The organism is Acinetobacter sp. HR7 (genome assembly GCF_000773685.1).
Classification (GTDB): domain Bacteria; phylum Pseudomonadota; class Gammaproteobacteria; order Pseudomonadales; family Moraxellaceae; genus Acinetobacter; species Acinetobacter thermotolerans.
The window spans coordinates 1-12,527 of sequence record NZ_JPQO01000095.1 but is presented as its reverse complement, the minus strand read 5'-3'; the positions used below and the strand labels follow the sequence as shown (position 1 = coordinate 12,527).

The window sequence follows — 12,527 nt, the reverse complement described above, 5'->3', positions numbered from 1 at the left end:
CCACGATACTGTCTAGGATCACTTTTAGCAAATAGATAGTTAACTTCTAAATACTTTACTTTATAACATGATTTTCTTTTTTCTATTTTTTGTTTGAAATCATGGTATTTATAAATAAATGGGAATGTATCAACAATGACATGACGTAATAAAAAAGTATTTCCTTGAATGTTAACCTCATAGTCTCTGACCCCATTCTTATCTGAAAATGCCTTTTCCAAAAATAAGCATCCTAGTTGTATATTCGTTTGTGCTTTTGAAAGATGTTCAGCTTTAATTATAAGAAGTTGCTCTCTAACAAAATACAAAATAAAGACAGCACACAAAGCTATAAGATAAGTTAGAAAATATTTTTTTATTGGATATTCAGAAACTTCCATTATTATCCCAATTACCTACAACGAATTAATTAAGTAATCCTAAAATTAACCTAATACACATTATACGAAATATTTTGTTTTATTTTTAAAAATCATAGTTTTACTGTCTAACAAAAAGCCCAATTATCGCCGATTGGGCTTTTTTATGATTTTTCATGTTCCACGCTTATTAAACAACCAATGTTTCGTGGCTTTTATGTAGGCTCATTTAACCCTACAACAGGAAAAAATGTCCAGATGAAATAAAAATAGATGTCCAAGTAGTCATTGATTTTGTAATTCACGGTTAAAAATAAACCCTTAGCTGATTTGCATCATCTACTGCATGAGATTCTTGCACTTCATATCTAGCTTCAGTCATTTCACGATAATCTGGTGATCATGTGCTGATTAAAAATCTTTTATTTCAATGCATCATTCAGTCCAATAAACTGATTTTCCAGCGGGTTAAACGCATGATCGTTGCGGGTCACCAAGTATAAACCAATTTCTTTATATTGCGCAGGAATTTCCCTGAAGTATTCAATCTGATATTGCTCGGCGATGGATTTGGCGATCATCGAAATGCCCATACCGATCTGGGTGAAATTAATCAGCGCTTCCAGATCGTGAATCATAATAGTTTCAGCTTTCCGGATATGAAAGTCGCTATACATCTGATTCAAGGTAGTCCAATAGCAGCACTGATCCGAAGCAACGATAATATTCTGTCCTCGTAAACAATCTTCGAAATTCTGATGATTGATTACGTCCTTGCCAATCAGTATCAGTTCATCGTCTGCCTTTAGGCTGTAGTGCAGTTTATTGTTTTTGACCCGGCCCAAAATATAAGCCAGATCGATATGGCCTTGTAACAGTTCATCTTCAATGGAAACGGTGGTGCCGGTTTTTAAGGTAATGGAAAGATCCGGATAGGCTTCATAAAGCTTTTTCAATGAAGGGTAGAAGCGCATGCCGCCCAAACTGGTATTGGTCCCGAAGCGTAAATACTGCTGCTGTTGATGAATCTTGGTTTCGGTTTCTTCCCAGGTAAATATCAGTTTTTTGTATTGTTCATATAGATGCAAACCGGCTTCGGTTAATTCAACACCTTTAGGTTTGCGGATGAATAATGGTCTATTGTAGTGATTTTCAATTTTTTTAATTTTTGCAGTCATATTGGACTGCAAGTAATTGAGCTTGCTGGCTGCTGCTGAAATACTTTTCAGTTCTGCCACGGTCACGAAGGACTTTATATCGCCAATATCAATATTCATCGCAGCTCACTTTATAAAATTATCAGACTGGTATCAATATAATAGATGGATATATCAAAACATAACATTATTCATGATATTGATGATTGCTTAAAATCGTTTCCAGTTCAAGTCACAGGATCGGAAAATGAATATTAAGGTGTTCAGCGTTATTTGCTTGCTCTGCCTGATCTGGAGTTCTTTATGGGGACTGGTGAAATATAGTTTGGGGATTTTTCCACCGTTCCTATTTATTTCCGTCAGGCTTTTGCTGGGTGCCACAGCTTTAATGCTGTTCCAGTGGTGTCTAGGCAAGTCAGTGCTACCGGAAAAATCGGAATGGAAACGCATCATTATTTTAAGCTTGCTGGTATGTATCGGCTTTTATGCTACACAAACCTTTGCCATGCAGTTCGTCGATTCCGGCCTGTCTGCGGTGCTGGTCTTTACCATGCCTATCATCATTGGGGTGCTGGCGCATTTCTTCTTAAATGAGCGCCTGAATAGACCGAAAATTTTAGGCTTGATTCTGGGTACTAGTGGTCTGGTTGCTATCTTATGGCGACAAATTCTGGATATTCATTTTAATACTACTTTATTTGGTGAAACTTTATTGATTGTGACAGCATTTTTCTGGGCAACCTCGACCGTGTATATCAAAAAATATTTTGCCCAATACGACAAAATTAAACTCACCATTTGGCAGATGGGAATAGGCGGCTTAATTATTTTCCTAAGTGCGCTATGTTTTGAGCCAGTGCAATGGAAAGTGTGGAGCAATTTATTTAATTTTTCATTACTGACGTATATTGCGGTCATTGGTACCAGTTTTGGTTTTGTATTGTGGAGCTGGATTGTGAGTCAGGTGGATGCCTTTGTGGCTTCCATTTCAATTATGAGCATCCCAGTTCTTGGACTGTTTTTTGGCTACTGGCTCTGGAATGAACCGCTGGGGAGCAACGTTATTCTGGGCGCTGTTTTTATCTGTCTTGGGATTTTATGCAGTGCCTATCAACCCAAAGCCAAGTTGATGCAAAATTCTTTATCGCATGCACCAGAAAGCAAGTAGGACATAGTTGTTCTACTTTTTTCTAGCCACTTTAATCTATTTTTATCGCAGGAAATTTATTCAGATGTCGCTGTTTGCTCTGAATAAATTTCCCACTTGTTTACAGTTATTTTTGTAGCGAAGGAAAGATTGAAATCCGTAGAACCACTCAAAATTTTCTGGTTTAGACTAAAGTTTAAGCCAACAAAAACTGAAAAAACTCAAAACTATAAAATCAATATAAAACAATAATTTAATAAAACTTAAAAATTCTAGAGTTGTTTAATTTGCATGCAAAATTGGTATGACCAATTATATCTTTTAAAATTAATATTGATCTTAAAAAGCTCAAAAATTACTATTGTTCGACCAATTTACGGCTACTTACTGAAATTTAATCAATATTGGTCGTACCAATTTATTAAAGATCGTTTGTGTGATGATGTGCATATGCCAAGCATTTCAAGGAGACGACAATGCTTCAAACCTGGCAGCAAATTTATGATCCCATGAGCAATATTTGGATCTCAAGTATTGTCGCGTTGATCCCAATTGTATTTTTCTTTTTAGCTTTAACCGTATTTCGAATGAAGGGGAGTGTCGCAGGAACCATTACTGTTGTCCTGGCGCTTCTGGTTTCATTATTTGCTTATGGAATGCCAGCACCGATGGCATTTGCCTCGTTGGCATATGGTTTCCTGTATGGTCTGTGGCCGATTGCCTGGATTATTCTCGGGGCATTATTCCTGTATAAAGTTTCGGTAAAAACCGGTCAGTTCGATATTATCCGTTCTTCGATTCTGTCCATTACTGAAGACCAGCGTCTGCAAATGCTTTTAGTCGGCTTTGCCTTCGGTACCTTCCTGGAAGGTGCAGCAGGTTTCGGTGCACCAGTGGCCATTACTGCGGCACTGTTAGTGGGCTTAGGTTTTAAACCACTGTATGCAGCTGGTCTATGTCTGATCGTGAACACTGCACCGGTAGCTTTTGGTGCAATGGGGATTCCAATCATCGTAGCGGGTCAGGTTTCAGGTCTTGAAACGCTGGACATCAGTAAGATGGTGGGCCGTCAGTTGCCAATCATGGTACCAATCGTACTGTTCTGGATTATGGCAATCATGGATGGCTGGCGCGGGATTAAAGAAACTTGGCCTGCAATCATCGTGGCAAGTGCTTCATTCTCACTGGCGCAATTCCTGACTTCGAACTATGTTGGTCCTGAACTGCCAGACATCACTGCAGCGATTGCATCTCTTATCAGCTTGACCCTGTTCCTGAAATTCTGGAAACCAAAACGTATCTTCCGTTTTGAAGACCAGGATGTAAAAGTAGATGCCAGCATTGCAGCTGAAGCCAACAAAAAATACACCATCGGTCAAATTGCCAAAGCATGGTCTCCATTTGCAGTATTAACAGCGATGGTAACCCTGTGGAGTATCAAACCGTTCAAAGACCTGTTTGCCAAAGGCGGTCCACTGAATGACCTGGTGATTTCGATCAAGGTGCCATTCCTGCATGAAATGATCCAGAAAATGCCACCTGTGGTTGCTGAAGTGAAAGACTATGAAGCGATCTACAAGTTCGACTGGTTATCTGCAACTGGTACAGCAATCATGATCGCAGCTGTGATCACCGTGATTTACCTGAAAATGAAACCACGTGAAGCAGTATCCACTTTTGCGGAAACCTTCCGTGAGCTGAAAACACCAATTTATTCGATTGGTATGGTGCTGTCTTTTGCCTTCATCGCCAACTACTCAGGTATGTCTGCAACACTGGCATTAGCGTTGGCACATACCGGTGATGCATTTACCTTCTTCTCACCATTCCTGGGCTGGATCGGCGTGTTCTTAACAGGTTCTGATACGTCAGCAAACGCATTGTTCTCTGCACTTCAAGCAACCACTGCACAGCAGATCGGCGTGCCAGAAGTATTGTTAGTAGCTGCGAACACCAGTGGTGGTGTAACAGGTAAAATGATTTCACCACAATCGATTGCGATTGCATGTGCTGCCGTAGGCTTGGTTGGTAAGGAATCGGATTTATTCCGCTTCACCGTAAAACACAGTATCACCTTTACTGTGATGATCGGTATCATTATTACCTTACAAGCTTATGTGTTCCCATGGATGATTCCATAACAGGCAATTGAGGATCGTAAATGAAAGTCTCCAACAAAGTTGTTCAAAGTCTGCGTTTGCTTATCGAAGAAAACAACATGCAGGTTGGAGACCGTTTGCCTGCTGAACGTAAATTGTGCGAGAAACTGGGTGTTTCTCGTTCATCATTAAGAGAGGCGATTCAACAATTAGCCAGTCAAGGTTTGCTGGTCAGTAAAGTGGGGGCAGGGACGTTTTTACAGAAACTGCCGGTTAACTGGTCACAAAATCTAATTGTTGAACCGCTTACCAGCTTAATGAACCAAGACCCTGAATATCGTACCGATGTGCAAGAAGCACGTATGGTACTTGAAGGGGGGACGGCCTGGTATGCCGCACAGCGTGCTACGCCTGAAGATATTGCAAAAATTCGTCACTGTTTCGAGCAGATTCATTATTTCCAAATGCAGGGTGATGATGCTCAATCTGCAATTGCTGATGCCAACTTCCATTTGGCGATTGCGGAAGCTTCGCATAATTTGGTGCTAATCCAAATGATGCGCGGCATTTTCGATTTATTGCAATACAACGTGATGCTGGGACGACGCAAAGTCTATACCACACCACGTCATTTTGAGCTTTTGTATGACCAGCACTTTCAAGTGATGGATGCCATCGAACGCCAAGATCCGGAAGCTGCGCGCAAAGCAGTTTGTGGACACATCGAATTTGTAGTTCAACGGGTACGTATGATTGATGAAGAAGAAGCTCGTCGTCAGCGTGCCAGTCGATTAAATAGGACCTAGATTATGATTATTTCTTCTGCGAATGATTACCGCGAAGCAGCAAGACGTCGTTTGCCACCATTTTTATTCCATTACATCGATGGTGGTGCGTATGCGGAATATACGCTGAAGCGCAATGTAGAAGATCTATCAAAAGTGGCGCTGCGTCAGCGTGTCCTGAATGACATGTCACAGCTCAGCCTAGAAACCAAACTGTTTGATGAAACCCTGTCGATGCCGGTGGCTTTATCGCCTGTGGGTTTGACCGGCATGTATGCACGCCGTGGTGAGGTGCAGGCAGCGGTTGCAGCCGATAAAAAAGGAATTCCATTTACTTTATCAACCGTATCAGTGTGTCCAATTGAAGAAGTGACACCGGCGATTTCCCGTCCGATGTGGTTCCAGCTGTATGTGTTGCGTGACCGTGGATTTATGCGTAATGCCTTGGAACGTGCTAAAGCTGCTGGCTGTTCAACCCTGGTCTTCACCGTAGATATGCCAGTACCGGGCGCACGTTACCGTGATGCCCACTCTGGTATGAGTGGTCCAAATGCCGCTATGCGCCGTTATTTACAGTCTTGCTTGCACCCACACTGGGCCTGGAATGTGGGCTTGCTGGGCCGTCCGCATGATTTGGGTAACATTTCTAAATACCTCGGTAAACCAACAGGGCTGGAAGATTATATCGGCTGGTTAGGTGCCAACTTTGACCCATCGATTTCATGGAAAGACCTAGAATGGATCCGTGATTTCTGGGATGGCCCAATGGTGATCAAAGGCATTCTGGATCCTGAAGATGCCAAAGATGCGGTACGTTTCGGTGCCGATGGTATCGTGGTATCCAATCATGGTGGTCGTCAGCTGGATGGCGTGTTATCAACAACGCGTGCACTCCCACCAATCGCGGATGCCGTAAAAGGTGACCTAAAAATTCTGGTGGATTCAGGTATCCGTAACGGTCTGGATGTGGTGCGTATGCTGGCAATGGGTGCGGATACCTGTATGTTAGGTCGTGCTTTCGTGTATGCACTCGGTGCTGCAGGCGGTGCCGGTGTCAGCAACCTGCTTGATCTAATCGATAAGGAAATGCGTGTAGCCATGACCCTGACCGGTGCCAAGTCAATTGCTGATATCACAGAAGACTGTCTGGTTAAACTGGATCGTGAACTTTCACAATAAAGTAAATCGGGGATGACCGCTTGGAAGTGGTCATCTTTAACCCATTCGAAACAGCGGAATTTCTGCTGTTTCACAAACGAGATAAAAATCCAAAACATGCTTATGGCTGATTTGCTAAACAGACAGCCATGAAAATGAACCGGGGCTGAACTATGCAAAACTCATTTGACACTACTGCGACCTTAAAGAAACTGGTGGCTGTAGTCGGCCAGCAACATGTGCTGACCGATGATAACGATACTCGTCTGTATCGACAGGGGCGACGTTATGGTTCAGGTGAAGTGTTTGCGGTGGTAGCACCGGGTTCATTGCTGGAACAATGGAAAGTCCTGCAAGTTGCCGTTGAAGCTGACTGTATCGTGATCATGCAGGCGGCCAATACCGGTTTAACCGGTGGCTCTACACCATTTGGTGAATATGATCGTCCGGTGATCGTGATGAGTACCCGTCGTCTGGCTGGCATTCAAGTGATTCAGGATGGCAAGCAGGTCGTATGTCTACCGGGTGCTACACTCGATGCCCTGGAAAAACAGCTGGCACCGTTTAACCGTGAACCGCATTCGGTAATTGGTTCATCCTGTATCGGTGCTTCAGTACTGGGTGGCGTGTGTAATAATTCCGGCGGTGCCTTGGTGCGTCGTGGCCCAGCCTATACTGAACTGGCACTGTATGCCCGCGTGAATGAACAAGGTCAGCTGGAACTGATTAACCATTTGGGTATTAACCTCGGGAATAGCCCGGAAGAAATTCTGAAAAATCTGGAACAGAAACGCTATGGTGATCAGGACATCCAGCAACAGGAACATCGCTGTGCATCCGATCATCGTTATAGCCATGATGTGCGTCAGGTGGATGCCGATACCCCGGCACGTTTTAATGCCGACCCAAGCCGTCTGTTTGAAGCTTCGGGTTCTGCCGGTAAGGTCTGCGTGTTTGCAGTTCGTCTGGATACTTTTGAAAAGATTCCAAGCCAGGTGTTCTATGTCGGTACTAATTCTCAGGATGACCTGACTGAAATCCGCCGTTTCCTGTTAAAAGACCTGCCACGTTTGCCGATTGCCGGGGAATATATCCACCGTGTGGCATATGACATCGGTGCGGAATACGGCAAAGACACTTTCATGTTCATTGAAAAATTCGGTACGGCTAAAGTGCCTGCTGCATTTGCCATGAAAGACAAGGTCGATGGCGTGTTGCAAAAAATCGGCATGCGTGGCCTAAGCGACAAGATTCTGCAAATGGTCAGCAAAATGCTGCCATCGCATTTGCCGAAACGCATGAATGAATACCGTGATCTGTATGAGCATCACTTGATTCTACGTATCGAAAATCAGGATGTGGAACAGGTTCAAGCCTTCTTTGAAAGCTACTTTAAGGCTCATTCAACTGGAAATTATTTCCTGTGTACTGAAGAAGAAGGGCGTAAAGCCTTCTTGCACCGTTTCGCCGTAGCGGGCGCCGCGATCCGTTATCGCGACACGCATTTAAGCGAAGTTGAAGATATCGTGGCACTGGATATTGCGCTGCGTCGTAATGACCGTCAGTGGGTAGAAACTCTGCCACAGGAAATGGAAGAGAAGATCCTGCACAAACTCTATTATGGTCATTTCCTGTGTCACGTATTCCATCAGGATTACATCGTGAAAAAAGGTGTTGATCCGCTGGAAATGGAACATGCGATGTGGAAGCTGCTGGATGATCGCGGTGCGGAATATCCGGCTGAACATAATGTGGGGCATCTCTACATTGCCAAACCGGCACTAAAAAACCATTACCAGAAACTGGATCCAACCAACAGCTTTAACGTGGGTATTGGACATACCTCCAAGCTGAAATACTGGAAATAAATAAAATTCCCGAATAACAACAATAACAACGTCATCTGGCCTATCTCATGCAGTGCTCGCACTGCATTTTTTTTTGCCTATAGAAAAGAAGGCTTTAAATAATGATTTTATGGAAAAATCTCTGGTTATGTTTTTGCATAAATTGATCGAAAAATTACTGATTTATACCCAGTCTTGGGTTTTAATAAGTGGTCAGTTATCTTTACCCGATCCTGACGTAATAAAACCAACAATAACAATTTTTTAGGAGAGTCTAATGAATTCAAAAGTGATCCCGCCACAACTGCCACAATTGCGTGAACCGAACCAGACTTTGTCTGTTTTACATGGCATTTATGCCGGTCTATTGGTGTTTAGTGGCATTGCCTTTTTGTATCTGGAATATCAGCAACGCACTGCTTCGAACTTGAGCCTGGGAATCGTGATCCTGTTATTGCTGGTGCTAATCTATTTCAATATTCAGGCAGCATTAAAAGTGAAAAAAGGTCAGGGCGAAGGGCGTACTTTATCACGTGTCATGTCAGTTCTGATGTTGCTGAGCTTCCCGATTGGTACGGTATTAGGCCTGATTGCCTTATGGAAAAGCTCCAACAAACAGTGGGAAAGCTGAATTGACTTTGCAGAGCAATAATTTTTTGAATATGCCATAAACAAAAATTAAAAACGCGCTACATTAGAATGCAACAAGTTGCAAAGCCATAATGAAAGGGATTAGTCATGACAACGACTCGTTATGCGAATATTTTAAAACCGCTTCATCTGGGGTTTACCACGATCAAGAATCGGGTAGTGATGGGGTCGATGCATACCGGGCTGGAAGATCGTTTTTATAATTACCCGAAACTGGCGGCCTATTTTGGGGAGCGCGCCAAAGGGGGCGTAGGCCTGCTCATTACAGGGGGGATTTCCCCAAACCGTCAGGGCTGGTTGTTGCCTGCCGGTGGAACCATGAATTCGCTGGGTGATGTTGCACCGCACCGGCTGGTGACGCATGCTGTACATAAGCATGGCGCGAAAATATTATTACAGATCCTGCATGCCGGTCGTTATGGCTACCAACCTTTTGTAGTCTCTGCGAGTCCAATTAAATCGCCGATTTCTCCTTTCAAGCCACGTCAGCTTTCCGAAAAACAGATTCTCGACACCATTCAGGATTATGTGAAAACCGCCAATCTAGCGAAAAAAGCCGGTTATGATGGCGTGGAAATTATGGGTTCAGAAGGCTATTTGATTAACCAGTTCCTGAGCCGGCATGTCAATCAGCGCACTGACCGCTGGGGTGGTTCGATTGAAAATCGCATGCGCTTTCCGGTAGAGATTGTCAAAGCCATTCGTGCCGAGATTGGTGAGAAATTTATTATCTGCTTCCGTTTGTCCATACTGGATTTGGTGCATGATGGCAATACCATGGATGAAGTCATTACCGTTGCGAAAGCACTGGAAAAAGCTGGGATTACCTTGCTGAATACCGGGATTGGCTGGCATGAAGCACGAATTCCAACCATTGTCACTTCTGTACCGCGTGCCGCATTTGTGGATTACACCGCAGAAGTGAAGAAAAATGTCTCTGTTCCTGTGATTGCATCCAACCGAATTAATATGCCGGAAACGGCTGAGGAAATTCTGGCTTCCGGTCAGGCAGATATGGTACAGATGGCACGTCCATTACTGGCTGATGCATTCTGGGTTAATAAAACTGCGACCAATCGTGTTGATGAGATTAATACCTGTATCGCCTGTAACCAGGCTTGTCTCGATCATACCTTTAAAAATAAACGCGTGACCTGTCTGGTCAATCCGCGTGCCGGTTATGAAACTGAACTGGTCTATGTCAAAACCAAAAAGCCAAAACGCATCGCCGTTGTCGGTGGTGGAGTTGCAGGCATGTCAGCAGCAACAGTCGCTGCAGGGCGTGGTCATGATGTCACTTTGTTTGAAGCGACCAATGATGTTGGCGGACAGTTTAATCTGGCGAAAGTGATTCCAGGCAAAGAAGAGTTTCACGAAACGATTCGCTATTTCAAAGTTCAGCTGGAAAAGAACAAGGTTGAAGTCCGTCTAAATACCCAGGTCAATCGTGAACAGCTGGAACGTGAAGGTTTTGATGAAGTGATTATTGCCACTGGCGTGATTCCACGTGCTCTCACAATTCCAGGCAGTGATGCGCCACAAGTACTTTCTTATGTAGAAGTGTTGAATGGTGCCAATGTTGGTAATCGTGTCGCAGTGATCGGTGCGGGTGGAATTGGATTTGATGTATCAGAGTTCTTACTTAAACCTCCACACCAGCCGCAGCCACAACCTCTGGATGACTGGAAACGAGAATGGGGGGTAGATCCCAATCCGCATTACATTAGTGAGGGAGGTTTTCAACCTGCTAAAATTGAGCCACCAGTTCGGGAAATCTATCTGCTGCAACGTAAGACTACACCGCTCGGTGCAGGTCTGGGTAAAACCACAGGCTGGGTGCATCGTGCTCAGTTGAAAAAACATGGCGTACGTATGCTGCGTGGTGTGCAGTATAAAGCGATTACTGATGAAGGTTTATGGGTGGAAGTGGATGGTCATGACCAGTTGCTGCGTGTCGATACTATCGTAGTCTGTGCCGGACAGGAGTCAGTCAAAGATCTAATGCCTGCAGAAGGGCAGAAAACTTTGGCCAATTACCATATTATTGGTGGTGCTAAACTGGCTGCGGAACTGGACGCCAAGCGTGCGATTCGTGAAGGGGCAGAATTGGCAGCCAGTTTGTAAGGATTTGATGAAACTATATGCAGTTGATTGCATTCACTGTAATTTTCACTTGTCAGTTGCCGAAAAGCTCCGTATGATTGCGCACATGGAAGCGTGGCAGAGCGGTTTAATGCACCGGTCTTGAAAACCGACGAGGGCTTATACCCCTCCGTGAGTTCGAATCTCACCGCTTCCGCCAGATATGAAAACCCAGTCGAAAGACTGGGTTTTTTTATTGTCTAAAATTTTGAAGTACATAAATTTGGCTTTATAGATTTTTTAATATTGACAGATCACTCTTTTTATTTTCACCAACGCCAAAGCAATCCTTTCTATATGCTGATAACTTGGTTGTTCTAACTCTTCCCCAAAGATATCCGGATCAATTTCTTCATAAAACCAGCTGATATTTTTCTGTTGTGCCATTAATTCTTCTAAACATTGCAAAAAGCGGTTGCCAGATTGGTGGATCGGAACACCAGTATATAAAAACAAATGCCCTTGAGAGTTCAGGCGTTGAATCCCTTTCTTGATAATCTGAAAAGCCAAATCACAACCATCCATTTCATGACCACCATGCCGATAATGACGTTGCTGCGGATCAATCAGATAAGGAGGATTGACAAAAATCAGGTCAAACTTTCCTTCAATATTTGAGAATAAATTACTTTGGACTGGATAAATATTTTTTAAGCCAGCAAAATTGATATTCATTTGGCTATAGTTCAGTGCCTTAGGATTCAAGTCAGCCACAATTAATTCATTATAGTTTGGAAATTTTTTGGCAATTGCTACGGCAGCTGCTGAAGTCCCACAACATAATTCTACAGCCCGTTTAAATGGTCGTGATTGGCTGGCTAAATATTGTTTTAAATGATAGGCAAAGCGATAGGTATCCGGACCAAAAAATACCGCATCTTGTTCAACTGTTGGAAAAGCAGAATGGATAAAAAGATCATCTTCGAGTGAAGAAACCCGGACTAAACTCGAATAATGTTCTCCCTGTTTTTGCAAGAGAAAGTGCTGATCCAAAATTGCAAAAAGTTCTGAATCAAGATCAGTTTTTTGAAAAGGCAGATTCCAGCCAAAAATATCTCGCAAGGTCATTTCTTGAGACGCTTGATGACGTTTACGGTTGAGGATGCGCTGATGGGACAAAGGGGTGATAGTAGTAAACTGATAATTATGCTGTTTTAAGAAAGCGCAGATTCAAATCCCAAG

The 12,527-nt window shown here is 43.4% G+C and carries 10 protein-coding genes and 1 tRNA gene; 8 read left to right on the top strand and 3 right to left on the bottom strand.

The window, feature by feature from the left end; all coding sequences use genetic code 11:
• Both GW12_RS05530 and GW12_RS05525 read right to left on the bottom strand, forming a co-directional pair.
• Nucleotides 1-380: hypothetical protein (locus GW12_RS05530; RefSeq protein ID WP_034584529.1), on the bottom strand; the 380-nt coding region annotated here is incomplete at its 3' end.
• Nucleotides 381-781: 401 nt separating this feature from the next.
• Nucleotides 782-1,636, bottom strand: a complete 855-nt coding sequence (locus GW12_RS05525) for a LysR family transcriptional regulator (protein ID WP_034584528.1) — start codon at nt 1,634-1,636, stop codon at nt 782-784.
• Nucleotides 1,637-1,763: 127 nt separating this feature from the next.
• Here GW12_RS05525 and GW12_RS05520 point away from each other — a divergent pair, with 127 nt between their 5' ends.
• The 8 genes from GW12_RS05520 (at nt 1,764) to GW12_RS05485 (ending at nt 11,505) form a co-directional block, all read left to right on the top strand.
• A complete protein-coding gene (locus GW12_RS05520) occupies nt 1,764-2,684 on the top strand; it encodes a DMT family transporter (RefSeq protein WP_034584526.1) in 921 nt (306 codons plus the stop codon).
• Between the two features lie 455 nt (nt 2,685-3,139).
• Entirely contained in the window at nt 3,140-4,804 is a 1,665-nt protein-coding gene (gene lldP, locus GW12_RS05515) for an L-lactate permease (RefSeq protein ID WP_034584524.1), read from the top strand.
• Nucleotides 4,805-4,824: 20 nt separating this feature from the next.
• Nucleotides 4,825-5,568: a transcriptional regulator LldR gene (gene lldR / locus GW12_RS05510; RefSeq protein WP_034584522.1), complete on the top strand. Its 744-nt coding sequence runs from the start codon at nt 4,825-4,827 to the stop codon at nt 5,566-5,568.
• A 3-nt stretch (nt 5,569-5,571) separates the two neighbouring features.
• Entirely contained in the window at nt 5,572-6,726 is a 1,155-nt protein-coding gene (gene lldD, locus GW12_RS05505) for an FMN-dependent L-lactate dehydrogenase LldD (RefSeq protein WP_034584520.1), read from the top strand.
• A gap of 152 nt (nt 6,727-6,878) precedes the next feature.
• Complete coding sequence (gene dld, locus GW12_RS05500) at nt 6,879-8,573, top strand: D-lactate dehydrogenase (protein WP_034584519.1); 1,695 nt, start codon at nt 6,879-6,881, stop codon at nt 8,571-8,573.
• Nucleotides 8,574-8,829: 256 nt separating this feature from the next.
• Complete coding sequence (locus tag GW12_RS05495) at nt 8,830-9,183, top strand: hypothetical protein (protein WP_034584516.1); 354 nt, start codon at nt 8,830-8,832, stop codon at nt 9,181-9,183.
• Nucleotides 9,184-9,290: 107 nt separating this feature from the next.
• Nucleotides 9,291-11,327: an FAD-dependent oxidoreductase gene (locus GW12_RS05490; RefSeq protein ID WP_034584514.1), complete on the top strand. Its 2,037-nt coding sequence runs from the start codon at nt 9,291-9,293 to the stop codon at nt 11,325-11,327.
• Between the two features lie 87 nt (nt 11,328-11,414).
• Nucleotides 11,415-11,505 (top strand) — tRNA-Ser (locus GW12_RS05485).
• A gap of 80 nt (nt 11,506-11,585) precedes the next feature.
• Here GW12_RS05485 and GW12_RS05480 read toward each other — a convergent pair.
• Complete coding sequence (locus GW12_RS05480; protein ID WP_227504131.1) at nt 11,586-12,407, bottom strand: class I SAM-dependent methyltransferase; 822 nt, start codon at nt 12,405-12,407, stop codon at nt 11,586-11,588.
• Between the last annotated feature and the right edge of the window lie 120 nt (nt 12,408-12,527).

Coding starts and splice junctions, on each gene's coding strand:
- GW12_RS05490 (WP_034584514.1), top strand. CDS start 9,291: ATGACAACGACTCGTTATGCGAATATTTTAAAACCGCTTCATCTGGGG.
- lldR (WP_034584522.1), top strand. CDS start 4,825: ATGAAAGTCTCCAACAAAGTTGTTCAAAGTCTGCGTTTGCTTATCGAA.
- GW12_RS05525 (WP_034584528.1), bottom strand. CDS start 1,636: ATGAATATTGATATTGGCGATATAAAGTCCTTCGTGACCGTGGCAGAA.
- lldP (WP_034584524.1), top strand. CDS start 3,140: ATGCTTCAAACCTGGCAGCAAATTTATGATCCCATGAGCAATATTTGG.
- GW12_RS05520 (WP_034584526.1), top strand. CDS start 1,764: ATGAATATTAAGGTGTTCAGCGTTATTTGCTTGCTCTGCCTGATCTGG.
- lldD (WP_034584520.1), top strand. CDS start 5,572: ATGATTATTTCTTCTGCGAATGATTACCGCGAAGCAGCAAGACGTCGT.
- dld (WP_034584519.1), top strand. CDS start 6,879: ATGCAAAACTCATTTGACACTACTGCGACCTTAAAGAAACTGGTGGCT.
- GW12_RS05495 (WP_034584516.1), top strand. CDS start 8,830: ATGAATTCAAAAGTGATCCCGCCACAACTGCCACAATTGCGTGAACCG.